At 72.8% G+C, this 25,472-nt stretch carries 21 protein-coding genes and 2 pseudogenes; 9 read left to right on the forward strand and 14 right to left on the reverse strand.

The window, feature by feature from the left end; all coding sequences use genetic code 11:
• Window positions 1–30: 30 nt before the first annotated feature.
• From OG702_RS16970 to OG702_RS16985, 4 genes are all read right to left on the reverse strand, one after another.
• Window positions 31–1,194, reverse strand: coding sequence for an HTTM domain-containing protein (locus tag OG702_RS16970; protein WP_327289726.1), 1,164 nt, complete (start codon window positions 1,192–1,194; stop codon window positions 31–33).
• A complete protein-coding gene (locus OG702_RS16975; protein ID WP_327289727.1) occupies window positions 1,184–1,960 on the reverse strand; it encodes a DUF5819 family protein in 777 nt (258 codons plus the stop codon). Before OG702_RS16975 ends, OG702_RS16970 begins: the two co-directional genes overlap by 11 nt.
• A 165-nt stretch (window positions 1,961–2,125) precedes the next feature.
• Window positions 2,126–3,427, reverse strand: a complete 1,302-nt coding sequence (locus OG702_RS16980; RefSeq protein ID WP_327289728.1) for an ice-binding family protein — start codon at window positions 3,425–3,427, stop codon at window positions 2,126–2,128.
• 362 nt (window positions 3,428–3,789) lie between these two features.
• Window positions 3,790–4,209, reverse strand: a complete 420-nt coding sequence (locus OG702_RS16985; RefSeq protein WP_327289729.1) for a thiol-disulfide oxidoreductase DCC family protein — start codon at window positions 4,207–4,209, stop codon at window positions 3,790–3,792.
• Window positions 4,210–4,451: 242 nt separating this feature from the next.
• On the opposite strand from OG702_RS16985, the gene OG702_RS16990 reads away from it, so the two are divergent.
• Window positions 4,452–4,586 carry a hypothetical protein gene (locus tag OG702_RS16990; RefSeq protein WP_327289730.1) on the forward strand — a complete coding sequence of 45 codons (135 nt, stop codon included), beginning with the start codon at window positions 4,452–4,454 and terminating at the stop codon, window positions 4,584–4,586.
• Window positions 4,587–5,028: 442 nt separating this feature from the next.
• Here OG702_RS16990 and OG702_RS16995 read toward each other — a convergent pair whose 3' ends face one another.
• Together OG702_RS16995 and OG702_RS17000 are read right to left on the reverse strand one after the other, a co-directional pair.
• Window positions 5,029–6,792, reverse strand: coding sequence for a thiamine pyrophosphate-dependent enzyme (locus OG702_RS16995; RefSeq protein ID WP_327289731.1), 1,764 nt, complete (start codon window positions 6,790–6,792; stop codon window positions 5,029–5,031).
• Window positions 6,793–6,897: 105 nt separating this feature from the next.
• On the reverse strand, window positions 6,898–8,478 hold the full coding sequence (locus OG702_RS17000; protein ID WP_327289732.1) for an FMN-binding glutamate synthase family protein: 1,581 nt from the start codon (window positions 8,476–8,478) through the stop codon (window positions 6,898–6,900).
• 161 nt (window positions 8,479–8,639) lie between these two features.
• Between OG702_RS17000 and OG702_RS17005 the strand changes: the two genes are divergently transcribed.
• Window positions 8,640–9,185 (forward strand): GNAT family N-acetyltransferase, encoded by a 546-nt coding sequence (locus OG702_RS17005; protein ID WP_327289733.1) that lies wholly within the window; start codon window positions 8,640–8,642, stop codon window positions 9,183–9,185.
• Between the two features lie 114 nt (window positions 9,186–9,299).
• Here OG702_RS17005 and OG702_RS17010 read toward each other — a convergent pair whose 3' ends face one another.
• Window positions 9,300–9,425 (reverse strand): hypothetical protein, encoded by a 126-nt coding sequence (locus tag OG702_RS17010; RefSeq protein ID WP_327289734.1) that lies wholly within the window; start codon window positions 9,423–9,425, stop codon window positions 9,300–9,302.
• Window positions 9,426–9,937: 512 nt separating this feature from the next.
• Here OG702_RS17010 and OG702_RS17015 point away from each other — a divergent pair.
• Together OG702_RS17015 and OG702_RS17020 are read left to right on the forward strand one after the other, a co-directional pair.
• Entirely contained in the window at window positions 9,938–11,611 is a 1,674-nt protein-coding gene (locus OG702_RS17015; protein WP_327289735.1) for an esterase-like activity of phytase family protein, read from the forward strand.
• A gap of 292 nt (window positions 11,612–11,903) precedes the next feature.
• The gene (locus tag OG702_RS17020) at window positions 11,904–12,632 is read left to right on the forward strand and encodes a Crp/Fnr family transcriptional regulator (protein WP_327289736.1); all 729 of its coding nucleotides are present in this window, start codon (window positions 11,904–11,906) and stop codon (window positions 12,630–12,632) included.
• Here OG702_RS17020 and OG702_RS17025 read toward each other — a convergent pair.
• The 5 genes from OG702_RS17025 to OG702_RS17045 form a co-directional block, all read right to left on the reverse strand.
• The gene (locus OG702_RS17025) at window positions 12,565–13,053 is read right to left on the reverse strand and encodes a hypothetical protein (RefSeq protein ID WP_327289737.1); all 489 of its coding nucleotides are present in this window, start codon (window positions 13,051–13,053) and stop codon (window positions 12,565–12,567) included. The two genes, OG702_RS17020 and OG702_RS17025, sit on opposite strands and share 68 nt — an antisense overlap.
• The gene (locus OG702_RS17030; RefSeq protein ID WP_327289738.1) at window positions 13,050–14,201 is read right to left on the reverse strand and encodes a hypothetical protein; all 1,152 of its coding nucleotides are present in this window, start codon (window positions 14,199–14,201) and stop codon (window positions 13,050–13,052) included. Before OG702_RS17030 ends, OG702_RS17025 begins: the two co-directional genes overlap by 4 nt.
• Complete coding sequence (locus tag OG702_RS17035; RefSeq protein ID WP_327289739.1) at window positions 14,201–16,153, reverse strand: dynamin family protein; 1,953 nt, start codon at window positions 16,151–16,153, stop codon at window positions 14,201–14,203. The genes OG702_RS17030 and OG702_RS17035 overlap by 1 nt, the downstream gene beginning before the upstream one ends.
• A gap of 42 nt (window positions 16,154–16,195) precedes the next feature.
• Window positions 16,196–17,950, reverse strand: a complete 1,755-nt coding sequence (locus OG702_RS17040) for a dynamin family protein (protein WP_327289740.1) — start codon at window positions 17,948–17,950, stop codon at window positions 16,196–16,198.
• A 386-nt stretch (window positions 17,951–18,336) separates the two neighbouring features.
• Complete coding sequence (locus tag OG702_RS17045; protein WP_327289741.1) at window positions 18,337–20,265, reverse strand: dynamin family protein; 1,929 nt, start codon at window positions 20,263–20,265, stop codon at window positions 18,337–18,339.
• A 242-nt stretch (window positions 20,266–20,507) separates the two neighbouring features.
• Between OG702_RS17045 and OG702_RS17050 the strand changes: the two genes are divergently transcribed.
• A complete protein-coding gene (locus OG702_RS17050) occupies window positions 20,508–20,711 on the forward strand; it encodes a hypothetical protein (protein ID WP_327293491.1) in 204 nt (67 codons plus the stop codon).
• A 71-nt stretch (window positions 20,712–20,782) separates the two neighbouring features.
• Window positions 20,783–21,175, forward strand: a pseudogene (locus tag OG702_RS17055) (site-specific integrase); the annotation flags it as partial.
• A 47-nt stretch (window positions 21,176–21,222) separates the two neighbouring features.
• Here the strand turns inward: OG702_RS17055 and OG702_RS17060 are convergent.
• Window positions 21,223–22,158 carry a LysR family transcriptional regulator gene (locus OG702_RS17060; RefSeq protein WP_327289742.1) on the reverse strand — a complete coding sequence of 312 codons (936 nt, stop codon included), beginning with the start codon at window positions 22,156–22,158 and terminating at the stop codon, window positions 21,223–21,225.
• A gap of 140 nt (window positions 22,159–22,298) precedes the next feature.
• Here OG702_RS17060 and OG702_RS17065 point away from each other — a divergent pair, with 140 nt between their 5' ends.
• Both OG702_RS17065 and OG702_RS17070 read left to right on the forward strand, forming a co-directional pair.
• On the forward strand, window positions 22,299–23,546 hold the full coding sequence (locus OG702_RS17065; protein ID WP_327289743.1) for an MFS transporter: 1,248 nt from the start codon (window positions 22,299–22,301) through the stop codon (window positions 23,544–23,546).
• A 92-nt stretch (window positions 23,547–23,638) separates the two neighbouring features.
• Window positions 23,639–24,238 carry a cysteine hydrolase family protein gene (locus tag OG702_RS17070; RefSeq protein WP_327289744.1) on the forward strand — a complete coding sequence of 200 codons (600 nt, stop codon included), beginning with the start codon at window positions 23,639–23,641 and terminating at the stop codon, window positions 24,236–24,238.
• A 62-nt stretch (window positions 24,239–24,300) separates the two neighbouring features.
• Here the strand turns inward: OG702_RS17070 and OG702_RS17075 are convergent.
• A pseudogene (locus OG702_RS17075) lies at window positions 24,301–25,098 on the reverse strand (DUF4158 domain-containing protein); the annotation flags it as partial.
• On the opposite strand from OG702_RS17075, the gene OG702_RS17080 reads away from it, so the two are divergent.
• Window positions 25,022–25,456, forward strand: a complete 435-nt coding sequence (locus OG702_RS17080) for a universal stress protein (RefSeq protein WP_327289745.1) — start codon at window positions 25,022–25,024, stop codon at window positions 25,454–25,456. The pseudogene OG702_RS17075 and the gene OG702_RS17080 sit on opposite strands and share 77 nt — an antisense overlap.
• Window positions 25,457–25,472: the final 16 nt, after the last annotated feature.

The raw sequence follows: 25,472 nt of genomic DNA on the forward strand, positions 1-25,472 counted from the left end.
ACCGCCTCTGCTGACGCCGCCGCCCCCCGGTCAGGAGTGGCGGGTCAGGCCGGGGGTGCCCGGTTGGGGCGGGACGCGGGGGGTGCGGGGCGCGGTGGCCCCGGCGGGCCGGTGGGGGATGGCGCGGCGAAGCAGGCGGGCGGCCGACCGGTAGAAGCGGTCCGGGAGGAACGCCGCGTCGGCGACGATCATCGCCCCCGAGAACAGCGGCAGCCCCATCAGGGCCGCGATGCCCAGGTGCATCGCCAGCAGCATGGCCAGGATCACGTACTTCAGGCGGCTGAAGAGGGCGAAGGGGAAGGCCACCTGGATCAGCACCGTCAGGTAGCTGGCGGCGGCGATGAAGAGCGGGTGGCTGTCGGCCAGCGCCGACAGCGCGGGCCAGGGGCGGAAGAGGTCGAGGTTCACCACGTAGTGCAGGGCGGTGCCTGACTGCCAGGACGGCCCCTGGACCTTGTACAGGCCCGCAGAACCGTAGAGGAGGCAGACCTGCGCGGCGATGACGAACATGGCGCAGTTGTGGAGCGCGGTGACCAGGGACCGGCGCGCCAGGTCGAACTGCGACCACGTGTCGCTGCTCGCCCGCCACATCGCCCAGCGCCCCGGGCCGCCCCCTGCCGCCAGGCGTGCCGTGCGGCGCGCGTCGAGTGACCAGCGTCGGCCGCAGGCGGTGCAGGTGAGGTAGAGGGCCATCAGCAGGATCAGGTTGTCCCCGCCGTCGGTCATGAAGATGGCCCGCGCGTGGAACGACACGACCACCAGCGCGAACAGCACCGACATCGCCCGGCTCCGCCAGCCCAGGACGAGCAGCGCGCAGACGACGAGGGCGATCGCGTAGCAGACGTCGAGATACACCGTGCTGTCCGACAGCGTCAGGGGGCTGAACCACCCGGTCTGCCGGAAGAGTTCGTCGGCCAGTGCCGGTGTCCACGGCGAGTCCGGGCCCCAGATCTCGTCGCGGTGCGGCAACTCCCGCAGCAGGAAGGCGAGATAGCACAGCCCGTAGCCGATGCGCAGCACCGAGGCCGCGTAGAGCGAGATCGGGCGGCGGCTGAGGAGGGCGATCAGGCCGCCGGCGCTGAGGCGGGACGCCGGTGCGGTGCCTGCGGCATCCGCCCGCGGGGCGGCGTCCGTCGCGGCCGCTGCCGCTTTCGCCGTCCCGGTCGCCGGGAGAGCGGTCCTGTCAGTGGCCATGCGAGGTCACCTTCCACCAGGGCAGTTCGCGGGTGTCGACCGCGGAGGGCGAGACCGGGAGGGTGTGGCCGGTGGCATCGTTCCGCGCCACCGGGACCGTACGGACCCGGAGTTGGATGTCGGTGACGGAACCGTGCCCGCTGGCGGGGGCGCGTTCCACCGCGATGTTCCGCAGGTACTCCTGCCACATCAGCGCGCGGTCGGAGTAGGAGACGTCGCTGGTGCCGTGGGTGTCCAGGTAGCCGCTCCACGCCCGGCGCAGCATGTTCTGGCTGGTGTGGCTCGGGAAGGGGTCGTGCCTGACCGCGGCGTTGTCGATCGCCGTGAGGTCGTGCCAGCCGCTGACCGAGTGCGTGCCGTCGCTGGACGTGCTGGCCGTGCGGACCGAGATCTGCGGCACGGCCGACTCCGGATCGGGCGCGAACAGGCGCCAGTTCTGCTCGAAGAAGGGGTAGACCCAGCCCTGGATCTGCCGGGCGTAACGCTGCGAGATGGGGTTCGGAGGCGCCACGTGCAGGAAGACGAAGGCGACGTGGAGCAGCGAGACCGCCACCAGCAGCGCGGCGGCCGCTCTGGTCGCGAAGCGCAGCGGAAGCGGCAGGGCGGCGAGCCGGTCGGTGCCGTCGGCGGCCGCGAACGGCCCTGTCAGGCCCGGGGGTTCGCGACGGGCTGCCGCCGGCGGCTTTCTGAGCCGGACTCCCCCCGCTGCCTCCCCGCCCACCGGCTCACCGGTGTGCTGTACGTCCTGTGGGCCAGTCGATGTCATCCCGGCCCTCCTCTCGCAAGTCTTGCCGCTGTTCGTGCTGTGCCGTGCCGTGCGGTGCGGTGCTGGACCGCCGTGATGGAACCCGCCGTGCGGACCGGCCCGGTGACGCGACCGGGCCCGGCGGGCGCGCGGGGCGCCCACCGGGCCGGAATCACGGGCCGGGTGTCAGGACTGCTCGGCCTGCTGGTCGTCGCTGTCCGCCGCGGGCCAGTCGGTGTCCGGCTTGTCGTCGCCGTACTGCGGCTGGTCGCCGTACTGCGGCTGGTCGCCGTACTGCGGCTGGTCGCCGTACTGGGGGTGGTCGCCGTAGGACGGCTGGTCACCGTAGGACGGCTTGTTGTCGTACGGCGGCTTGTGCTCGTACGGGGGCTGGTACGGGGGCTTCTCCTCGTACGGCGGCTTGCCGTGGTGCGGGGGCTTGCCGTGGTGCGGAGGCTTGCCGTTGCCGCCGCCGGTGTTGCCGGCCGTGTTGCCCTGGGTGTTGCCCTGCGTGTTGCCCTGGACGTTGCCCATGGTGCTGCCGCCGACGGTGTTGCCGGCGATCGAGCCGCCGAGCAGGCCGCCCGTGGTGACGCCGCCCAGCACGCCGCCGAGCAGGCCGCCGGTGGTCGCGCCGCCCAGGACGCCGCCGGTGGTGCCCCCCGTGGTCCCCGCGGTGGTGGTGCCGCCGGTGGTGGTCGTACCCCCGGTGGTGGTCGTACCCCCGGTGGTGGTCGTTCCGCCGGTGGTCGTACCGCACTGCGGCCGGGTGATGACGTTGGTGTCCAGCGTCACCGAGCCGTTGCGGGCCAGCGCGCGCCCGTTGACGGTCGCGCCGGTGTTCAGGCCCGTCGAGGTCAGCGACATGATCGTGCCGACGAAGGTGGTGTTGGTGCCGAGCGTGGTCGAACTGCCGACCTGCCAGAAGACGTTGCACGGCGAGGCGCCGTTGACCAGCAGCACCCGGCTGGCGGACGAGGTGATCAGGGTGGAGCCGATCTGGAAGACCCAGACCGCGTTCGGGTCGCCGGCCGCGTCCAGGGTGAGCGTGCCGGTCAGCCCGATGGAGGAGGCCGCGTTGTAGACGCCCGGGGCCAGGTTCTGGTTACCGAGGTCGCCGCTGATGCTCGCGTCCGGCGCCTGGCCGGCCGCGTCGTTGTAGGCCGTCGTCAGGTCGCTCTGGGCCTGCAGGGCGACCGCGTCGGCGGCGTGGGTCGCACCGTTCACCAGACCGGGCGGGAAACCGCTGATCGCCGTACCCGGGCTCACTCCCAGGTCACCGGTGACCGTGGTGGGACCGGTGTTGGTCACGGACTGGCCGCCCAGCACCGCGAAGCTGTCCACCGTTCCGAGCGGAACGGCGGTCGCGATGGCGGTCGCAGGCGTCGGCGTCATCGCCACCGTGGCCGCGGCGATCAGCGTGACCGACGCGATCGACGTGCACAGGGCGCGCCGGGCCGGCACTCCCATGACATTCAACAGTTTCATCGAAGAGCCTACTCCCTCTGGAGAAACGAAGCCTGGAGGGCGAGCCGCCGGTTGACGGACGAAATCACCCGCGCCCTTTTCCCGGCAACAGGCTGCGACTTCCCCATCGCCTGAACCGACACAGCCCCAGGAAAGAGACGGCATCAGCGTAGGAATCGAGAGAGGGTCCTTTGCGGAGGCATATGGGTGAAACGCGTTTCGCGCACCCTGGGTGGCTCAACTCGAACTGGCATATTCACAGGTCACACTCACGGCGCCCGAACAGCGGGACGCCGTCGCCCGCCACGCCCGGGACATCGTGAACTGGCACGGATGGCCCTTTAGTCGGGTCGTATGACGGCTCAGTAGGCGCGTACGACGCCTCAGTCGGGGCGCTTCGACGACGTGCCGGCTCCCGCCGCGGGCCGCCGGTCGGCGGGCAGCGCGCAGGCAGGGGTGCCACCCGGCATCCGGTCGCGGTTGTCGGCGACCAGCCGGTAGACGCCGCGCGCCACCCAGCGGACCGGCGGCATGCGGAGCAGGGCGCCCGCGACGGCCCAGACCCCGCCCGCGCTGAGCAGCAGCTTCGCCACGGCCTCGGCGCCGCCGTACACGACGCCCGGCGGCGTGACCCAGAGCACTTCGTGCTCGGCCCGCTGCTGGTCGACCCCGAGGGACGGGAGGTCCGCCCACTGCCAGGGGACGGTCACGCAGCGCGGGCGGATCCGCCGCTCGGCGAACGCCACGGAGGTGGAGCAGAAGGCGCAGTCACCGTCGTAGACGAGCACAGGTCGGGTCGGCATGACTCCATCATGCCGCGCCCGTCCCCTTTCGCGACGCGGCCGGCGGCCCGGCGCGCACGGTCCCGTATTCCGGCGAACCGGGGGCAGCGACCGGGAGCGCCCGTCGATCGGCGGGGATGGTGATCCGCGCCGGTGGCCCGACCTGCCGACGGCCGGTGACCGTGAGACGGTGAGAAGGAGGACCTCGATGACCCCGTGCCGCCGCCGGGACGACAGGCGGCGCCTAGGAGGAGGACCTGCGGATGAGAGCTCTGGAGACGATCGGCGTCTCGCTGGCGGTGATCGCGTTCACGGTGGCCACCCTGCTCTTCATGATGGGCGGCCTGAAATACCAGCACATCGAGGAGCACCAGGACGGCAAGCCCGACAGCGGGTGAGGAGGGGGGTGGGGTCGTGGCATGCGTGACAGTCCCGAGGTGGCTCCTGGGGACCTTTGTGCCCACCCCCCTTGACCGCGGACCTCGAAGGTTCTCTGACCGGCCTTGTTCCCGCCGTGCAAGCTAGCAGGGGGGACTGACAAGGGTCCGGCGGCAAGGGGGTTCGGCCGTCGATGGGCGCCTGGTGGAAGGGCCGCGAGGCCCTGGGGGGCGGCCGTCAGCTGCGTCGCAGAAGCATGACGACGGCGACGATGACGATGATGAGCACTACCGTGCCAAGGCCTATGTACATGGGTGATTCCTCTTCCTGAGTCAGTGCGCGTCCGGCACGGTCACGCCGTGCCGGCCGGGATTTGTTGGCATTTCCGGTGCTGTGTTCCCAAACAGCTCCTACCCGCCGTGGCGCGGTCAAACTGGCAATCGCCTGCCGGTACGGCGGCCGTCATTGTCCGGGGCTGTCGTCACCGTGGCTGCGGACGAGTTCCTTCATCTTCGCAACGGCGAAACCCCACCCCTGCTCGACCGTCGGCTTGGCGGGGACGGCCACCTCCTCCGGGTTGGTGAGCACGTCGAGCAGGACGGGTCCCGGGGTGGCGAAGGCGGTCCGTACGGCCTCGTCCAGCTCCGCCGGGTCGGTGACCCGGATGCCGGTCAGGCCCACGGCGGTGGCGACCGCCGCGAAGTCGGGGTTGTCCAGGACGGTGCCGAACTCCGGGAGGCCGGACTGCTCCTGCTCCAGCTTGACCATGCCCAGCCGGCGGTTGTCGAAGACGACGAGCTTGACGGGGAGTTGGTAGGTCTTCAGCGTCATCAGGTCGCCGAGCAGCATGCTCAGCCCGCCGTCGCCGCAGAAGGCCACCACCTGGCGGTCCCGGTCCAGGGACTGGGCGCCCAGCGCGTGCGGCATGGCGTTGGCCATCGAGCCGAGGTTGAACGAGCCCAGCAGCCGGCGCGACCCGCGCATCTCCACGAACCGGGAGAGCCACACGGTGGCCATGCCGGTGTCGGAGGTGAAGATCGCGTCGTCGGCGGCCGCCCGGTCCACCGCGGCGGCCAGCGCCTCGGGGCGGATGTCGTGCTGCCGGTTGTCCACCGCGGAGCGCAGCCGCCCGATCAGGCCCTTGTCGTGGCCCGGGGCGGCGAGCCTGGCCTGCGCCTCCCGCCAGCTGGTGAAGCGTTCGCGGGCCTGCTCCAGATGACCGCGGTCGCGGGCGCCGTCCGACCCGGGCGGCCCGGCGGTCAGCTGGGCGAGCAGGTCGCGCACGGTGGCGCCCACGTCGCCGACCAGCCCGATCTCCACCGGGACGCGGCGCCCGATGTGGGCGGCCTCGGTGTCCACCTGGATGACGGTGCGGCCCTGCGGATACCAGTCCCGGTAGGGGAAGTCGGTGCCCAGCATCAGCAGCGTGTCGGCGTCCTCCAGGGCCGAGGCCGCCGCGGGGTTGCCGATCAGGCCGGTCTGGCCGACCTGGAAGGGGTTGTCGCCCTCCATGCCCTCCTTGGCCTTCAGGGTGATCACCATGGGCGCCGCCAGGCGGTCGGCCAGCGCCAGGACGTCCTCGCGCGCCTCCCGGGAGCCCTTGCCGACCAGCAAGGTGACGCGGTCGGAACGGTCGAGCAGCTCGGCGGCCGCGCGGACCGCGTCCTGCTCGGGCCGGGTGGTCGGGGTGGTGAGGGAGAAGCGGGCCGGGCGGTCCGCGGTCAGCTCGCGGTCGCCGATGTCGCCGGGCACCGTCAGGACGGCGACACCCTTGCGGCCCAGGGCGTTGCGCACCGCCGTCTCCAGCAACAGCGGCAGCTGGTCCGGCGAGGTGATGGTCGCCCGGAAGACGGCGACGTCGCTGAACAGTGCGTCGTTGTCGACCTCCTGGAAGTACTCGCTGCCCAGCTCGGTCAGCGGCACCTGGCCGGCGATGGCGAGCACCGGCGTACGGCTCTTGGCCGCGTCGTAGAGCCCGTTGAGCAGGTGGACGGAGCCGGGGCCGACGGTGCCCATGCACACCCCGAGGCCGCCGGTCAGCTGGGACTGGGCGGAGGCGGCGAAAGCGGCCGCCTCCTCGTGCCGGCAGCCGACCCACTCCACGTCGTCGGTGGTGCGGATGGCGTCGGTCAGCGGGTTGAGGGCGTCGCCGACGACACCGAACACCTGGCTGACGCCGAGTTCGCTCAGTGCGTCCACGATGACGCGGGCTACGGTTCGGGCCACGAGGTCCTCCGGGCAGATGGGATGCGGTCAGGATCAGAGACGGTAGCCGGACAGATCGGGGCGGATCGGACCGGCCACCCGGCTGCCGCACGCGGGCGGCGGCGCTCAGACGGTGAAGGTGTCGGGGTCGGCGGCCGCCCAGTCCGCCGCCCAGTCAGCGGGCGGCTCGGCCAGCAGCTGGCCGGGCGAGAGCCAGTCGTACAGCTCGTCGTAGGAGCGCACGGTCTGCGGGTCGATACGCCGCCGCAGCATGTGCGGGCCCAACTCGGCGGGGTCGGTGACGCCCATGGACGCCATGATCTGCAGGGCGCTGGCGACGGTCGCCTGCTGCAGGCGCGTGACCCGCTCCGTCTTGTCCCCCACGTCGAGGGCGCGGGCCCGGCGGGGGTCCTGGGTGGTGACGCCGGTCGGGCAGGTGTTGGTGTGGCAGCGCTGGGCCTGGATGCATCCGACGGCGAACATCATGGCGCGGGCGGCGTTGCCGTAGTCCGCGCCCTGGAGCAGCCGCTTGACCAGGTCGCTGCCGGTGGCGATCTTTCCGCTCGCACCGATCCTGACCCGGTCCCGCAGCCCGGCGCCGACCAGCGCGTTGTGCACGGTGATCAGGCCCTCGGTCAGCGGCGTCCCGATGTTGTCGGCGAACTCCAGCGGCGCCGCGCCGGTGCCGCCCTCCGCGCCGTCCACGATGATGAAGTCGGGAGCGGTGCCCTCCTCGATCATCGCCTTGCAGACCGCCAGGAACTGGCCCCGTGACCCCACGCAGAGCTTGAAGCCGGCCGGCTTGCCGCCGGACAGCTCCCGCATCCGGGCCACGAAGCGTATGAGCTCCCGGGGCGTGGAGAACACCCGGTGGTAGGGCGGCGATTCGACGGTCCGGCCCTGCGGGACGTCACGGACGCGGGCGATCTCCGCGTTGACCTTGGCGCCGGGCAGCACGCCGCCGATACCCGGCTTGGCGCCCTGCGAGAGCTTGAGCGAGACGCATTTGACGTTCGGGTGGGCCGCCTTGTCGGCGAACTCCCGCGCGTCGAAGTCGCCGTCCCGGGTCCGGCAGCCGAAGTAGCCGGTGCCGACCTCCCAGACCAGGTCGCCGCCCGGCCGCAGATGGTATTCCGACATGCCGCCCTCACCGGTGTCGTGCGCGAAGCCGCCCGCCGCCGCGCCGCCGTTGAGCGCCAGGATCGCGTTCGAGGACAGCGACCCGAAGCTCATCGCCGAGACGTTCAGCAGCGCCATGTCGTACGGCTGCGTGCAGTCCGGGCCGCCGATACGCACCCGCGGGGGCTGCTCGGGCACCGGCCGCGGCGCCATCGACGGCACGAGGAACTCGTGGCCGGTCTGGTAGACGTCCCGCTCGGTGCCGTACGGCTCCTCCGCGTCCGTGCCCTTGGCCCGCTCGTAGACGATGCTGCGGACGTCACGGTCGAACGGGCGGCCGTCGAAGTTCCGCTCGACGAAGTACTGCTGCAGCTCGGGGCGTATCCGCTCCAGCAGGAAGCGTGCGTGGCCGATGACGGGGTAGTTGCGCAGCACCGAGTGCCGCCGCTGGACCAGGTCCCACACCCCCAGCAGCGCGAGCAGCGCCAGCGGGACGGCCCCGATCCACCACCACGGCGACACCGCCAGCGCGGCAGCCACCCCCGCCGCCGCCACCAGCACCGCCACGCCGACCAACCCGGTTCTCATCACCACCGGCGTCTGTCCGCACCAGGCACTTCCATTCCGACCGCCCCTCCCCGGCCGCGGGGGCCCGGGACGGGGCGCCGGGGTCGCCGTCCTGGGGCGATTGCCGCAGGTACCCGCCCCCCGACGGCGTGCCGGTAGGGCGAGGGGGGAAGAGGGTAGGCATGGCAGACTTCTACCTACGCCGGCTGACACGGTGGCAGGCCGAACAACAGCGGGGCCCGTTCGCCGACATGTTCGTCGAGGCGTACGACGAGGGCGCCGCCGGCGAGGAGTTCAGAGACCGGCAGGACTTCCTGCGGCGGTTCGAGGACGACGTCCAGCAGCCCGCGTTCGACATGGTGGTCGCCGAGAATCCCCAACCGCTTGGCTGCGCGTACGGATTCCGCGTGCACCGCTCGGGGCGCTGGTGGAAGGGCGTCGGCGCGGGGCTGCCGGCGGATCTGGAGGAACTGACCGCCTCCGGGCAGGTCTTCGTCATCGCCGAGCTGATGGTGCCGCCCCGCTCGCGGCGGACCGGGGTGGCCACCCGGCTGCAGGAGCACCTGCTGGCCCGCAGCGACGCGGCCCGGGCGATAGCGCTGGTCGCCGCGGGCAACACGGCGGCCGAGGCCGCCTACCGGGCGTGGGCGTGGGAGGACCTGGGCGAGGTCGGCGCCGCCGGCGGTCGGCCGCCGCTGCGGGCCTGGAGCCGGAGCCTGCCGGGCTGACCGCCCGGGCCGGCCGCGTGCGGCAGCGGAGGGGAAGGGCGCGCCACCCTTCCCCTCCGCCGTTTTCGGCCGTGCGGCTCAGGCGCCGACCTTGGAGTCCTCCGAGGGCGCCGATCAGCTTGCCCAGGCAGGCGACGGTGACGATGGCCGCGAGCTCCAGATGGCTGGCGGGCAGGTGCCCGCGGCCAGCAGGACGAACAGCGCCTGCCAGTGGTGCGGTTCGGTGATGAAGGCGGTCATGCGGGCCCTCCCGGGGCCTATCACCGGGAACATCAGCGCGACGTAGCCAGCGAGAGGGTGCCTGCCCACCCGGGCATCGTCGCGACCTGTAAGTCGGTGTGCGGAGCAAGGGAATGGAGCGAAGGCATCGTCATCTGCGGTTCTCCTCCAGGTGACTGTGCCGGACCACCGTGGAAAGCGGTGGAACACGAGCGACTGCGGAGTTGCCGGGAAGACCGATCAATCGCGTACGTGGTGCGGATAGCCGCCGAACCGAATCGGCTGTCCGGATAGCCTTTTCACGGGTGCGGCCCGGCCTCGCCGGATTTCGTGCGAGTGTAATGAGCAAGGGGCACGGCCGTCTACGGAATCACCCGGCGTGGTACGCGAGATCAATGGGCCGGGTTCTATATGTCGGCCGGCCAATTGGAAAGCCCGGCCGGCGGGCGGTAATTCCTCGCTGACGAGAGGTGTGAACCGGCGGTTCACCGCGGGTCGACCTGGAGTTCACCCCGGAACGACAGGTTCAAGCCATGACTTCACGACCCTTCTCCCGCAAACGCGCCCGGATCGTCATCGCGATCAGTGCCGGCGTCGCCGTGGTGGGTGCGGGCACCGCCGCGGCCCACGCCGGCGGCTGGCTGTCGGCGCCCACGCACGACTTCGGCGCGGTCGCCGACTCCTTCTCCGGCCACGGCACCGTGACCGGCAACGTCCTGCGCAACGACGCGGGCGCCAAAGCCGTGGTGCGGCACACCGCACCCTCCGACGGCACCGTGCAGGTCGGGGCGGACGGCAGCTTCACGTACACCCCGAAGTCCGGCTTCAAGGGCACGGACACCTTCACGTACACGACGACCGACGCCGTACAGCTCTTCCAGGACACCCAGGCGAACGGCGCCCCGCTGCCGCCGCTCGGCACGGTCGCGGGGCCGGGCGGCACCAAGACCCTGCTCTCGGGGGAGGGTTACGGCTCCTCGCTGGCCCCGGTGCCCGGCAAGTCCGGCTACTTCTACGGCCTGACCGACCGCGGGCCGAACGCCGACGCCCCCGACGGCAACAAGTCCGAGATGGTCACCTCCTTCACGCCTCAGATCCGCGAGTTCAAGCTGGTCGACGGCAAGGCCGAACTGCTCAAGCAGGTCACGCTGAAGGGCCCGAAGAGCCTCGGCGGGGTGAACTACAGCGGCCGCCCGCCGCACGACACCAGCGAGGTCATCGACGACGTCAACGCGACGAACGCCAACGGCGGCACCCCGACCCCGGTCGCCAAGGACGCCTACGGCTACGACTCGGAAGGCATCGTGGCGCTGCCGGACGGCACCTTCTGGGTCTCGGACGAGTACGGCCCGTACATCACGCACTTCGACGCCAAGGGCTACGAGCTGGGCCGGCTGACCCCGTACCGCGACAGCGCGGACAACGCGCAGCACAAGATCGTCGGGTACCTGCCCGCCGAACTCGCCTACCGCGTCAAGAACAAGGGCATGGAAGGCCTGACGGTCACCCCCGACGGCTCGACCCTGGTGGGCGTCATGCAGTCCGCGCTGCAGCAGCCGGACCTCGGCACCACCAAGGCCGCCAACGTCTCCCCCACCCGTATCGTGACGGTCGACCTGCGGACGAACAAGTCCAAGCAGTACCTGTACCTGCTGGACAACCCGGCCACCACCGGTGACGCCAACAGCGAGATCACCGCGCTGTCCAGCACGAAATTCCTCGTCGACGAGCGGGACGGCGCCTACGAGCCGTTCGCCCAGAAGTCGCTCTACGAGGTGGACATCAACGGCGCCACCGACGTCAGCGGCCTGACGGTCGGCGGCAAGTCGCCCGAGGCGCTGGTCGGTACGGCCGGCACCAACGCCGCGCTGGCCACCCTCACCGGCGCCGGCGTGCACGTCGCGCAGAAGCAGCCGTACCTCAACGTCGGCACGCTGGTCAGCCAGCTCGACCCCAGCGGCGCGTTCTTCCCGCACGACAAGGTCGAGGGCGTCGCCACCGCTGACGCCGGCAAGACGCTGTACCTGTCCAACGACGACGACTTCGGCGTCGACACCATCGCCGTCGACCCCGACGGGAAGTGGACCGTCCACCAGAAGGTGCTGCCGCCCACCGGCAAGGCCGACAACGGCGAGATCCTGAAGGTCGACACCACCAAGCTGCCCGCCGTGCTCAAGACCGTCACGGTGACGGTCCACGTGCGCTGACCCGACCCGCACGGCCAGCGGGCCGGCGCCGGGCCGTCCACTGCGGTGGGCGGCCCGGCGGTGCGCGTGCGGCCCCCCGCCGGCGCCTCCCGCACACCTCTCGTGCCTCACTGCCAGCGGGCGCACCAACCCCGGTGATTCCCGCGCGTGGCGGGCGATCCTCGCCGCATACTGAGCTCCGGTCGGCCCTCCGGCAGGCCAGTGCAACGGCGTTGCTAGGGGGATCCCCTTGAACACGACCCTGCGGTCCCGCTTATCACCCGCACCCCATGCCCCCTGGCCGCCCGCGAGCGTGCTGGGCACGCTGGACGCCGGCACCCGGGAGAGGTTCACCGCGCTCGGCCGGCCGGTGCGCTTCAGCGGCGGGGAGCGGCTGCTGCGCGAGGGCGAACCGGGCACCGAGGTCTACCTGCTGCTCCAGGGCTGGTTCAAGGTGCTTGCCACCATGGACGACTCCCGCGAGGCCCTGCTCGCCGTCCGGGCCGGCGGCGACATCGTCGGCGAACTCGCCTGCTTCGACACCCAGCCCCGCTCGGCGACCGTTCTCGCCGTCGGCAAGGGGGCCGCGCGGCTCATCGGCCGCCAGGAGTTCCTCGGCTTCCTGTCCGTCGACGAGGGCGCGACGCAGGCCGTCATGCGGGCGGTCGGCGGGAAGCTGCGCTGGGCGACCCGCCGCCGGCAGGACTTCGGCGGCAGCGACGTGCACACCCGCGTCGCCCGGGTGCTGGTCGAGCTGGCCCGCTCGTACGGCCGCCGTGAGGGCGACGGCGTCGCCATCGGCGTGACCCTCAGCCAGCCCGAACTGGCCACCCTGGTAGGCGCCTCGGAGCCGAGCGTGCACCGGGTGCTGCGCGCGCTGCGGCAGCACCAGGTCATCGACACCGGATACCGCAGGATCTTCATCCGCGACACGGCACAACTCGACGGTATCGCCGGCCCCGACGTGACGGCGCTCATCGCACCATCCCCGCAAGCACCAGCCACGCTCCCGCCGTCACGACGGCCGCCGCGACCCACATGACCGCCCGCGCGATGTAGGCGTTCTTCAGCTCCGCGATCCGGGCGATGGCGCCCGCGGTCGCCCAGGCCTCGTGCACCAGCCGCTCCGGCCGCGCGCCGACGTGGTCGGCGACGTCCAGCGAGAAGCGGTTGGGAGCGCCGGGCGCCGCCATGCGCGGCCGGATCACCTGGATCAGCAGGTAGCCGGACACCACGAAGGTGACGGTGTACACCAGGCTCGCCGCCCAGAACAGCACGGCTGCCGGACGCGACGGCGCAGGCAGCCCCGCCTGCCCCACCTGGGACGCCACGACCGCGGCGAGCCCGACGTGCACGGTCGCCATGGTCCCGGCCTTCGCGTCGGCCTGCTGCGTCACCTGCTGGAACGACGCCATGGCGGCGACCGCGCCCGCCATCTCCGCGCCCGTGTCCTGCCCGGTCACGAGCCGTGCCCGCCGAAGTGGAAGAAGTGGTGCCCGCCGTGCCCGCCGTCCAGCGGCCCGTGCCCGGGCTGGTCCACGTGCCCGGCGTCCACGCCGTGGTGCGCGTCGCCGTGGTGGTACGAGTCGGCGTCGTGGTGCGGGTCGCCGTAGTGGTCGTCGGCGTGGTGGCCGTCTCCGTGGTGGCTGTCCGCATGATGACCGTCCCCGTGGTGGTCGTCCCCGTGGTGGTCGTCGGCGTCGTGCGGGTCGCCGTGATGCGCGTCGTGGTGTGCGTCCCCGTGGTGGCCGTCGTGGTGCGCGTCGCCGTGGTGCCCGTCGTGGTGGCCGTCGTGCGGGTCCGGTTCGGTGTAGGCCAGGCCCGAGTCGTCGAAGTCGGTGGCCGCGGACGCCTCGGACGCCGCGCCGTGCTGGGCTCCGGGCAGCAGCCACTCGCGCATCCCCGCGCTGTGCGCCAGCGCGGTCGCCGCCAGGTGCGCGGCGCCCAGGGCGGGCACCACGAACTCCTTCGTCGCCGTCCGGGTCCTGGAGTGCCCCCAGATCACCGGCTCAGGACCGAAGTCCGCGGCAGGCGCGGACCGGGGCGCGTGCAGCCAGGCGGTGGCGGTGAACTCCTTCGACGGGGTGGCGATCTCCGCCCGGTGGAAGTCGGCGGCGGGCAGGCCGCGCGACTGCGGGACCACCGCGTCCCGGTAGAGGTCGTCGGACACCGCGAGGGCCAGATCGCTGTCGGTACTGCGCTCCAGCTCCCGGCGCAGCGCCTCCGCGTCCACCAGGCGGTTGACGAGGACGACGCAGTCGCCGACGTAGCCGCGGTCCGCCCGGGACAGCGAGCCCTGGCCGAGCGCGGCCCGCATCCGCAGCCGGCCGAACGCCCCCGGCGCCTGGTTGGCGCGGTAGAGCCCGTCGCGCAGGCCCAGGACCAGTGCGGGCACCGCCCGCACCACGTCGGTGCGGGGCGGGAAGACCACCAGCTGGCCGTCGCCCTGGAGCTGCTGCTGCACCCGGACCCGCGGCACGCGGGCCCGGCGCAGCGCGTGCTCCACGACCAGCCGCAGCCGGTACTGCGCGTCGGCCTGCTCGTCGTAGGGGTGGCGGCTGTAGTGGCGCAGGTCCACCGCCATCAGCAGCCGCCGGGAGAAGCGGGCCATCACATGACCGCCAGCTCGTCCACCACGTCGCCGATGTCGTCGGCCACCCGGTTCAGCTCCTCCTCCGCCTGCTTGAGCTCGGACCTGCGCTGCTCGACCACTTCCGCGCCCTGCTCGCGGGCGCTGCGGGCGCTCTCGACGGCGCGGGAGACCTCGGCGATCCGGGCGTCGAGACCGCCGGCCAGGGCCGCGGCGAAGGGCTCCATGGTGGCGTCGGCGAAGGCCTGCGCGGACTCGCGGGCCTGCTTGGGCGCCTCCATGGCGATCTGGGTGGACATCTCCCTGCCGATCGCCTCGCGCATCTTCTGCTCAAGCCGGTCGCTGGCGTGACCGCCGCGCACCAGGCCGTGGATGACGGTGGCGGCGACCAGCGTCGGCAGGCCGAACGGGGTGAGCAGCCAGGCGAGCGCGATGACGATGGCCATCGGCATGGTGCGCAGCGCCTCGCGGACCCCGAAGCGGGCGCCCATCATGCCGCCGGCGACGCCGCCGAAGACGAAGCCGCCGACGCCGGCCAGGAAGCGCTGCAACGGCGCCTCCTCCTGCCGCTCGCCGAACGCGGCGGCGTCCCTGGGGTCGACCAGCTGCAGCCGCAACTGGTCGAGACGTGCCTCGAAGGAGGTCAGTTCGCCGTGCAGCTGCTCGGCGATCTGCTCCATGTCCTGGCGTACGACGGGTTCGAGCGCGGTCTTGACCCACTCGGCGACCCGCTCCTCGACCGTCTTGGAGGTGCCCTCGGCGATCTCCCTGGCCACCATCTCCGCCCGCTCCTTGGCCTTGAGCGGGTTGAGGCCGAGCTTGGTGGTCACCGGTGCCTGGGCGGCGAAGGACGGCACGCTCTCGGCGATGGCCGTCAGGAAGCCGCCGAGCATGGTCTCCACCCGGTCCTGGAGCTGCCGGGTCTGGTTGCGGGTGTCCGCGCTGATCTGCCTGGCCTGCTCGCGCAGCGCCTTCAGCGGCTGCTGCGCCGCCTTCCAGCGGCGTTCCAGGTCCTCGGTGCGGGAGTCGAGCAGCGCGATCTCGTACGGCACGGCCCGGTCCAGCTCGCGCGCGACACCGCGCAGCGCCCGCGCCGGCGAGAGCAGCTTCACCTTGTGCCGCTCGGTGGACAGGTAGCGCTCCAGGGCCTGGGCGAGCTCCGCCACGCCGGAGCGGGTGAACGCCTCGGCGTCGCCGGCCTCCCTGGCCCGCAGCGCGCTGCGGCCGTCGACGAAGTGCAGCCGCTCCCGGTCCCGGTCGTCGCCGCGCACGCCGACGATGCGCTGCCGGGCGGCGCGGATCACGTCGTCGCGGTCGCCGGGCTCGATCGCGTCGAAGTAGGTGAAGACGAAGAAGGGGTCGTGGCTGTCCAGATACGCCTCAAGGAAGCGCGACTCGCTCAGGCTCATCGGCGCGATCGCGTGCTGCAGGAAGATCACCGCGTCGGCCTTGCTGAGGTGCGACAGGGTGATCTCGTCCCGGGTGGCGTGCTCGTTGAGCCCGGGCGAGTCGATGAGGACGACGTTGTGCCTGCACAGTTCGAGCGGCCAGAACACCTCGGCCTTCACGTACGGGTTGCGCTCGTCGCGCGCCTCGTTGTTGACGGTGATCAGGTCGGTCAGCCGGGCGGGGTCGACCGTCTCTGGGGCGGCCGCGTCCTCCCGCCACAGCCGGGCGGTGGGCGTGTCGCCGTACCGCACCTCGGTGATCACCGCGGTGGCCGGGGTGGCCTTGACCGGCAGCACCTGGGCGCCGAGCAGGGCGTTGACGAAGGTGGACTTGCCGCGTTTGAAGTCGCCGACCACCATCACGTGGAAGGCGTCGTTGTCGAGCCGCTCCAGCAGGGCGGCGGTGGAGTCCTTGGCGCCCGCGTTGCCGATCCGCGCGGCGATGTCGGCCACCTGGCGGCCGATGCCGGTCAGCCGGGAGCGCTGTCCTGCGGCGGCCTCGTAGCCGCTCTGTTCCGTCGTCATGGTCCCCGGTTCTCCTGTTCTGTGCCGTCGGCTGTCTGTGCCTCAGCCCCGGAGGGCGGTACGGATACGGGTGGCGAGGCCGGTCGCGGTTCTGGCCAGGTCCGCCCAGTCGGCGCCGGGGCGCTGCGCCGCGGCCGTGTCGGGGTCGGCGGCCCGCTGCCAGGCCCGGCGGGAGCGGTCGAGGCGCTCGAAGAGCTCGCCGTGCACGTCGGCGACCACCTGCGCGGTCTGCCGCTGGAAGGCGGCGGTGCTCTCGCCGACCACCTTCACCAGCACCGCGTCGACCTCGCGGCGCTGCTCCTCGGTGGCCGACCTGATGGACGCCTCGGCGATCAGGCCGCCGACGATGCTGAAGCCGGCGCCGTAGATCATCGGCATGGCCGCGGAACGGGCGGCCGCGACCAGGTAGCCGAGGATCGCCCCGCCCTGGGCGCCGAGGCGGTTGAACAGCCGCGTCCTGCTCAGGTCGGACACCTCGCCGGACAGCAGCGGCTCGGCGGTGAGCCGCAGGCCGCTCGGCGCGGGGCCGCGCGGCACGTCCGGCAGCAGCGCGGCGATCGCCTGGTCCAGCCAGCGGGTGTCCTCGGTGAGCGCGGGCAGCGCGACGGTGCGCTCGCAGGCGCCGGCCATCAGCGCGAGTTCGCGGCGCAGCCGGACCGGCAGGTCGCGCCCCCACCACAGCTGCGGGTCCTGGGCCCGTTCCAGCTCCCAGCGCAGCCGCTCGACCAGGTCCTCGCGCCGCTTGTGGATCTCCTCGCGCACGGCGGCGCCCAGGGCCAGCCGGCGGGACGTCAGGTCGATCCGCAGCTGCTCCCAGCGGCGGCCTGTCTCCGCCGCCGCCTGCCGCGCCGCCTCGCGCTCGGCCTCCGCGTCCTCGCCCCGCCCGGCGGCCAGCGCGCGGGCGGCGAAGGCGCTCAGGGCGGCGCACTGGTCGGCGACCTGGGCGGCGATCCGCCGGTCCCGCCACAGCGCCCGGCCGCCGGCGGCGGCGAACTCCGCCACCGCGGCCGACACCGCGCTCCCTTGCGCGGCCGGTTCCGCCGCACACGGGGCGGGCGCGGGCAGCACCCGGATCGCGGACAGGTCCGCGAGCCGCTGCTGGATGTCGAGCAGGGCGGGCTCCCGGTCGTCCGGGTCGAGCAGGTCGAGCATGGTGACGACGACCGCCGCGTGGACGACGTGGCGGCACAGCACCTCCTCCTCCAGCAGGCGGCGCTCGGTGGCGCCCAGCGGCGACAGCGCGGAGACCACGAAGAGCGCGGCGTCGCTGCTCGCCACCGCCTGCCTGACCTGCTCGAACTGCTCCTCGGCGACAGAGTTGACGCCGGGGGTGTCCAGCAGCTCGGCGTTCAGCGACCTCAGCCAGTCGCCGGCGACGGTGAGGGTGAGCGCGGGGGAGCCCGCGGCGGCCGGCTCCGACGCGGCGGCGCGGGCCGCGGGCGCGTCCGGGTGCAGGATCAGGCCGCGCCAGGCGTCGGGGGCGTCCGGCCGCCGCTCCTCCCGCGAGCCGTCCGGCCACTCGACGCTCAGCACGTCCTCGGCCCCTGCCCGCACCGCGACCGGCGTGCGGGTGACCGGCAGCGGCCCTGTGGGCAGCAGTTCCCGGCCGAGCAGCGTGTTGAGCAGCGTCGACTTCCCCCGGTTGAACTCGCCGACCACGACGATCCGGAAGGTCGGCCGCCCCCGCCCGGCCGCCAGCTCGTCGAGCACCGCGACCGTTTCCGGCAGCGCGGCCTGCTCGGCGAGGGCCCGCGCCTCCCGCAGCCATCCCGGCGTCTGCACGCTGACGTCCGGCACCGAATCCCCCCGGGGCCCGCCCTCGGGCCCGCCGCCACCCCTGCCGGCCGCCCCGCCGGACAGCGCACGGCCGGGTGCCGTCCCGCCGGATTCCGCAGCGGCCGTTCCGGCGCCTCGGGCGATCCCGCCGGTCCCCGCGGGCGGCACACCGGAGTGGGCTGGATCGCCGGGCTTCCCGGCGGCGTCGCCGGTCGGCGGCTCGTCAGCCGCCACGTACCGCGCGTCCTGGCCGCCCCCGGCGGTCAACGCGCTGTCGGGCGCCGGAATCCCGGCCCCCGCGCCGTGTCCGGCGGTCAACGCGCCGTCCCGGGGCAGCGGGGGCCGCGGGGGGTCTGTCGCGGTGGGTGGAGAGGTGGGGGCGGTGGCTCGTTCGGCGTCCACGGCGGTCACTCCTTCGCTGAGGCCGGGGTGCGCCTGATGTCGTGGCGCAGCGAGGCGATGTCGGTACGGCGGCGGCGCGCTTCGAGCGCGATCCGCTCGGCGGCGGCGATCTTCTGGGCCAGTGCGGCCTGCCGGCGGGCCTGCGAGGCGTTGAGCCGGGCGATCTCCTCGCTCCACTGGGTCAGGTAGCGGGCGCGCAGCGCCACGACGCTCTCCCCCAGCTCCGCGCCCACTTGCCCGACGGCGTCGGTCACCGCCTCGGCCACGGTCTCCTGGGCCTCGGCGATGATCGGTCTGGCCTGGGCGAGGAACTGCTCGCGGGCCGCGTCCGGGCCGCGCTTGCCGATGATCGCGCCCAGGATCCCGCCGACGATGGTGCCGACCACCGGCGCGACCAGGCTGCCGGCCAGCGCGCCGGCCGCGGCCCCGCCGCCGGTGCGCCAGTTGTCGCTGAGGGCGAGCTGGCTGCCGACCCGGGCCAGTGCCTCGTCGGTGGCCGACAGGTCGGGCGCGGGCACCGCCGCCGCCGACAGCGTGACCGGGGCCGCGGTCCGCCGCTCGCCGGCCAGCCCGGCGAGCGCGCTGTACTGGCGGCCGAAGTCGCGCGCCAGCTCGTCGGCCGCGCCTCTCAGCGCCTGCGCGGCCCGCCCGGCGGCGGCGTCCACGGTGTTCTGGGCGTCGCGGCGCAGGCGTTCGCGTACCAGCCGGGAGACCGCGGCCGCGGCGTCGTTCACCTGGGCGATCCGGTCGCCGGCCACCGCCTCGACGACCTCGGCGTCCAGCGAGGCGATCGCCGCGTCGAGGCGGAGCAGCAGGGTCGTCCCGTCCAGGGCGCGTTCGGCCCCGCGCAGGGCGCCGGCGGTCCAGTGGTCGAGGAAGGCCGGGAAGTCGGGCAGCGACAGCCGTCCCAGCGCCTCGCGTTCCGCGGCCAGCCGCACCCGCTGCTCGCCCGCGGTCTCCTCCACCGCCGCCAGCAGCCCGGACAGCAGGCCGAGTACGGTCGCCGCCACCGCGGACTGCCGCTGCCCCGCGGCCAGTTCGGCGATCCGCCGCTCGACGGCGAGGAACCGCGCCACGTGCGCGTCGGGCGCCCCGCCGCCGTCCGCGGTGCCGGCCGTGAGTGCCGCGAGAGCGCGGCCTGGCGCGCAGGGCAGCACGACAGGCTCGGCGACGCCGAGTTCGTGCAGCCGTCGCTCGACCAGGTCGGTGACGTCGTCGATGTCGTCGGGGTCCAGCAGGTCGGTCTTGGTGAGGACGAAGGCGCACCGGTCGAGGTGGTCGTGCAGCGGCCCGGACAGGAAGTCGACCAGCGTCATCGACATCGCCGCGGTCGCCGGGACGACGACCAGCGCCAGGTCCGCCTGCCGGACGGCCGCTTCGGCCAGTTCGCGGTGGCCGCGGTCCACCACGGAGAAGCCCGGGGTGTCGAGCAGCACGATGCCGTCCCCGAGCAGCCGGGCGTGCTGGCGTACTTCGAGCCGCAGCACCTGCTCGGCGAGCGAGGTGGTCAGCACCCGTTGCAGCGCCTGCTCCAGGGTCGCCGAACTGCCGGGCCCGGGCGGCCGGGTCCACTGGGTGAACGACCCCGAAGGCCAGCTGACGTCCCCCCGCCCCGACACGGTCGCCACCAGCGCCTCGGCGCCCCCGACCTGGCGCAGCACCGTCGTGGTCCGGGTCGTCACGTCGTTGGACGACGGCAGCAGCCGGCGCCGTACGAACCCGTTCAGCAGCGTGCTCTTGCCGCTGGACGCCTCCCCGAACACGGCGATCCGCAGCAGCGGATCGGCGGCCCGCGCCTGGACGACCCGCAGCCGCTCGCCGAGTTCCGCTCTGCGCGCGGCCGGTATCCGCTCGCCGCCGAGCACCCCGTCGATCCAGTCCAGGTGCCCGGCGATCGCCGGCCACCGCATATCCCCCGCCCCCTGTTTGCTCACCCCGCCAGCGTAGGAAGACCCAGGGGTTCGACATCTCATCAGATGATGGGATCTGCCTGACTTTCCTGATCCGCCCGTTCATAGGGGTGAGGAGCCCGTGCACCACCGGGGCGGGAGTCTGCCCGCGCGGTTTGCGGGCAGACGCTCTGGAACGGCGGAAGGCGCACCGCGGCAGCGTCCGCGGCGGGAGAAGAGGTGGACAGGTGAGCGGCGTAAGGGTGACGACCACGGCAGAAGTCGCAATGGAGCTTGGCACATACGGGACAGAGCGGCAGCAGGAAGTCCACGAAGCGCTCGACCGCCTGGCGGACGCCTCCGCGATCGGCGTCGGCACCCCGGACGGCGTCGGGCTGCGGGCCGAGGTGATGCCCGGGATGTACGCGCACTGGGTGCTGTTGGAGGCCCCGCGGCTGGCCATCGTCTGGCAGGTCGTGGTCGCGGACTGACCGGCCGCCCCCCTTCTTGCAGCGCGCGGCCGGACCCGGTCGGCCCTGCCTCGCGTGCTGGAGCCCGTGACTGGGATGCCGGCACCGCCCGGCTGCTGCCCCGGCTGCTCAAGGGCCGCACCCGCGGGCCGGTGTTCGTCACCCATCGCCGCCCAGGGCCGGGCAAGGTCGTCAGCTCCCGCGACGTGTGCCCGGACACCGGGCCGGCCAGGCTGTCGTACGGGCAGGCCCGCGCCCTGCTCGACGAGCACACCGCCCTGCGCGGGCCGGGTACGGGCTGGGACCTGCACGGGTACGGCCATTCCGCCCTGACCCATCTCGGCGAGCAGGGTGCCTCGCTGTTGATGCTGATGGCGAAGTCCCGGCACAAGAAGCCGGAGAACGTCCGCCGCCACTTCAAGCCCTCCCCGGAGGCGATCTCCGAGCTGACCAGCCCGCTCGCCCCCGGCGACGCCCGCCGTTGACCGCCTGCACAGGGCAGGGCAGGGCCGGCCCGCGCGGACGGGGGCGCTCAGCGCCGAATCGCCCAGCCCGGTGCCCAGGTCCCAGCGGCGTCGTGGCCGGTTGTCGTGGCGGCGAGGTGGGTGCGGAGGGTGGCCAGCGCTGGGTGGGGGTTGTCGCGGTGCCAGAGGAGTGAGTGCGGGTAGACGGGCGTCGGGTCGGTCACCGGGATGCGGCGCAGGCCGTGGTCGGTGGGCCAGATGAGGCGGGTGGGCTCGCCTATGAAGGTGGCCAGGGCAGGGGTGTCGGCGATGGTGTCGAGGAGTGCGTCGGTGCCGAAGTTGGGGCCGGTCACTTCGATGGTGAGGCCGAACTCGGCGACGAGGTCGTCGTAGTAGGCGCCCCACTCGGTACCGGGGGCGATGCCGGGCATCCAGATCCGGTGCCCGGTGAGCTGGGCGACGGTCACCGACCGCGCGCCCGCCAGTGCGTGGGCGGGGCCGGTGAGGAGTTGGAGCGGTTCGTCGAGGACCCGGACGGAGGCGATGTCCTCGGGAAGGGGCCGGCCGGGCGCGGCGACGGCGCGGAAGGACGTGTCGATCGCACCGGAGAGAATGGCGGTGACGGCCGTCTCGATGTCGAACAGCATCATCACGTCGAGGTCGATGTCGGGGTGTGCGCGGTGGAAGTCGCGCATCAGGCCCGACTGAGCGCTGCGCGAGGAGATCACGTCGACGCGCAGCGGACGGCGGCCGGGGCGCACGGACGCGCCTGCACGCTCGGCGACGCGCAGCAGCTCGCATGCGTGGGGCAGGAACGCCTGCCCGTCGATGGTGAGCTCGGCGCCGCGTGGGGCACGGGTGAACAATCGCACGCCGAGGGTGCGCTCCAGCGTGGCGATGCGTTTGGAGACGGCCTGCTGGGTGATCGACAGGTCGGCGGCGGCTTTCTGGAACTGGCCCGCTTCCGCGACGGCGACGAAGGTACGTACTGCTTCGAGGTCCACGCCGACCCACCTTAGTGAACAACTGATTGTTGTGGATTGCTGGCGGGTCGGTTGTTTGACCTGCTGTTGTCCTGCCCGCTTATCTCTCATCGGTCAACGTCAGTTTGTTCGGGTGGGACCTCAAGGGGAGTGCGCTGAGTATGGTGGGCAGGAGACGGTTGGGCCGGCAGTTCGGCTGGCTGTGGACGTCATATGCGGTGAGCGCCTACGGGTCCGGGCTGGGGTTCGGGGCGTTGCCGCTGATCGCCGTGCTGGTGCTGCACGCTGGACCCGCTGAGGTGTCCGCGCTGTCCGCGGTGGGGCCTGCGGTGGGTGCGCTGATCGCGGTGCCGCTCGCGCCGTGGGTGGAGTTCCGGCGTAAGCGCCCGGTCATGATCATGATGGACCTGACCCGGTTTACGGCCATGGCGACGATCCCCGTGGCCTACGCCTTCGGGTGGCTCAGCTTCGTCCAGCTGCTCGTGGTCTCGGCGGTGGTCGCCGCAGCCAAGATCGCCTTCAACGCGGCCAGCGGCGCCTACCTCAAGGCCCTCGTGCGGCCGGACGACCTTCTCGTCGCCAACGCGCGGTTCGAGTCCACGAACTGGAGCTCCATCGCGGTGGGGCCACCGCTGGGCGGGGCGGCGGTCGGCCTGTTCGGGCCAGTCACCACCGTGGTCGCCGACGCGCTCAGCTACCTGCTCTCCGCGCTGGGAATCACCGCGATCCGCGGCCAGGAAGAAGCGCCGCGAACGACCGACAAGAGCCCGATCCGAGCGGGCGCACTGCTCGACGGCTGGCGACACATCATGGGCCACCCCGGTCTGCGGCCGCTCTACCTCAACAACCTGCTCGTCGGCGGTCTGATCATGGCCACCGAGCCGCTGCTGGCCGTGCTCCTGCTCCGCCAACTCGGCTTCCCACCCTGGGAGTACGGCCTCGCCTTCGCCGTCCCCTGCTTCGGCGGCCTCATCGGCTCGCGGCTGGCCCGCCGTGTCGTGGCCCGCTTCGGCCGGCACCGGGTCTTCCGGACCGTTGGCACCCTGCGCGCCGTCTGGCTGATCGGCCTGGCCTTCACCCGTCCCGGCATCGTCGGCCTCGTCACCGTGATGGCCGTCGAGCTGGCAATCATCATCAACATGAGCCTGTACAGCCCGGTGCTCGCCACCTACCGGCTCGAGCACACCCCCAGGCATCTCGTCGCCCGCGCCCTGTCGGCCTGGTCGATCGGTCAGCAGGCGTCGATCGCCGTCCTCACCGCGCTCGCCGGGCTGCTCGCCGACGTCACCAGCCCACGCACCGCTCTCACGGTCGCGGGCCTGCTCATCCTGACCACCCCGCTCCTGCTTCCCCGACAGGACCAGACGTCGCAGCACCACGAGCCGGAACTGTCCCGCAGCCACTCATGAGGCACCACAACTTGCCACTCGCAGGCCGCCGCCGGTCCGCCGGTGCGCGTCCGCGTCGACCTGGCACACCACCGGTTAAGGAGAACACTCGCGTGAGCATTGCCCCCGCGCTTGACCCCACCCACACCGCGCTTCTCGTCATGGACTACCAGCCCGCGATCCTGGCCTTTGTGCCCGAAGGCGAGGACCGCAACGCGCTGCTCGGTCGTGTGGAAGCGGCCATCGCCGACGTTCGCGCACATGGCGGCACCATCGCCTACGTACGCGTCGGCTTCACCGATGCCGACTGGGCCGCGATCCCGGCCTCCAACAAGTCCTTCGCCCCGCTGGCCCAGCACCGCGTCATGCACCACGAGGACCCTGCCGCTGCCATCCACGAGCGCCTGGCTCCCCAGGACGGCGACATCATCGTGCGCAAGATCCGCTACGGCGGCATGTCCACCACCGACCTTGACCAGCAGCTACGCGAGCGCGGCATCACCACTTTGGTCGTCTCCGGCATCAGCACCAGCGGAGTCGTCCTGTCCACCGTCATCGACGCGGCAGACCGCGACTACCAGCTCTACGTCCTGTCCGACGGCGTCGCCGACCCGGACACCGAAGTCCACAACGTCCTGCTCCACCAGGTCTTTCCCTCACGAGCCCACATCATCGACACTACCGAGCTGCACACCCTGCTCCGGGCTGACTGACTCGAACCAGGAGCCGATCCCACCCGGCCGCCGCACCCACCCGGTGTGGCGGCCGCCCACTGCCTCGACAGCTCCGCCAGTCGCCGCGGCGGTATCCCGGAAATTTCCGGCTCACCCATCCCGAACGCGTCGATCTCCGCCGCCCGCTCAAGCGCCCACTTCATCTGCGGCCCGGAGATCCGCACCGGGCCGCGCCGCAGTCGGTCCAGCTCCGACACCCGCGCGCCAGGCGGCACGGTCAGCAGGGAGTCGAGCACCGCCCGCTGACCGGTGCTCAGCAGCCCGTAGAGGCTGTCCCACATCCGCTGGTTCGCCGCCTCCCGCACCGAGGCCACCAGCCGGGCGAGCGTCGTCACGCCGGGCAGCAGCACCCGCCGCCCACGCAGCCACCCCACCGCCGCGTCGAACAACGCCTTCGGGCCCTCCCCGGTCGTCCACGCCCGCGCGTCCACCCACACCCGCAACTCGGCTTCCGCCTCGGCGAACTCCGTGTACTCCAGGACCTTCCGCAGCTCACGGACGTGGGCCAGCCGGGTGTTCTCCCGTTCCCCGTACGCCTTCAGTGCCGACGCGTCCGCGATGCCGAGCTGCTCGGCGAGGTAGTCGACGACTTCAGCCGGCACGTCAGTCGGGTCGTCCAGGAACACACCGAGGTAGCGCGCGGTCGTGAGCTGGACAGTGAAGCCGAGCCGGTTGTGGGACCGCCGCTCGCCCTCGATCAGCTCCCAGTCAGCAACGTCCAGGAAGAAGAACCGCTCCAACTCCGGACGGGACGGCGCCCCGTTGTACGCCGCGTACGCGGCGGCTTGTACATCCGTCAGAAACTGGGCACCGCCCGGCGGCGAGGCCGGCTCCCGCAGGAACTTCTCCTGCGCCACCGTGCTCGCGGCGCTGGAGAACGCGGCGGGCGAGCGCCTGCGGCAGGCGTTCACCGACGCCTTCGGCGGCGAACCGCCCGGTGTGCGGCTGCGGCTGATCACCGCCAGGGACGAGGCCGCGGGCGCGCTCGTCGCGCTCGCCGACCGGCCTGACGACCTGCTCGTGATCGGCACCGGGCGCCGGGGCGGCCTCCGGCGGCTCTTCCACGGCGGCGTCGCCCGGCACTGCCTGGCCCACGCGGGCTGCGCGGTCCTCGCCGTCCCGCCGTCCGAGCTGATACGCGACCTGGGCCGCACCACCCGCGTGCTCGGCGAACTGCGCCTGCGCCACCCGGCGTGAGGCGCGCGCACAGCGG

It is taken from the genome of Streptomyces sp. NBC_01198 (assembly GCF_036010485.1).
Classification (GTDB): domain Bacteria; phylum Actinomycetota; class Actinomycetes; order Streptomycetales; family Streptomycetaceae; genus Actinacidiphila.

Excerpts from the sequence above, each read along its gene's own strand:
- OG702_RS16990 (WP_327289730.1), top strand. The coding sequence starts at position 4,452 with ATGAGAGCTCTGGAGACGATCGGCGTCTCGCTGGCGGTGATCGCGTTC.
- OG702_RS17030 (WP_327289738.1), bottom strand. The coding sequence starts at position 14,201 with ATGGCCCGCTTCTCCCGGCGGCTGCTGATGGCGGTGGACCTGCGCCAC.
- OG702_RS16975 (WP_327289727.1), bottom strand. The coding sequence starts at position 1,960 with ATGACATCGACTGGCCCACAGGACGTACAGCACACCGGTGAGCCGGTG.
- OG702_RS17065 (WP_327289743.1), top strand. The coding sequence starts at position 22,299 with ATGGTGGGCAGGAGACGGTTGGGCCGGCAGTTCGGCTGGCTGTGGACG.
- OG702_RS16985 (WP_327289729.1), bottom strand. The coding sequence starts at position 4,209 with ATGCCGACCCGACCTGTGCTCGTCTACGACGGTGACTGCGCCTTCTGC.
- OG702_RS17050 (WP_327293491.1), top strand. The coding sequence starts at position 20,508 with ATGGAGCTTGGCACATACGGGACAGAGCGGCAGCAGGAAGTCCACGAA.
- OG702_RS17010 (WP_327289734.1), bottom strand. The coding sequence starts at position 9,425 with ATGACCGCCTTCATCACCGAACCGCACCACTGGCAGGCGCTGTTCGTC.
- OG702_RS17035 (WP_327289739.1), bottom strand. The coding sequence starts at position 16,153 with ATGACGACGGAACAGAGCGGCTACGAGGCCGCCGCAGGACAGCGCTCC.
- OG702_RS16980 (WP_327289728.1), bottom strand. The coding sequence starts at position 3,427 with ATGAAACTGTTGAATGTCATGGGAGTGCCGGCCCGGCGCGCCCTGTGC.
- OG702_RS17000 (WP_327289732.1), bottom strand. The coding sequence starts at position 8,478 with ATGAGAACCGGGTTGGTCGGCGTGGCGGTGCTGGTGGCGGCGGCGGGG.
- OG702_RS16970 (WP_327289726.1), bottom strand. The coding sequence starts at position 1,194 with ATGGCCACTGACAGGACCGCTCTCCCGGCGACCGGGACGGCGAAAGCG.
- OG702_RS17015 (WP_327289735.1), top strand. The coding sequence starts at position 9,938 with ATGACTTCACGACCCTTCTCCCGCAAACGCGCCCGGATCGTCATCGCG.
- OG702_RS17005 (WP_327289733.1), top strand. The coding sequence starts at position 8,640 with ATGGCAGACTTCTACCTACGCCGGCTGACACGGTGGCAGGCCGAACAA.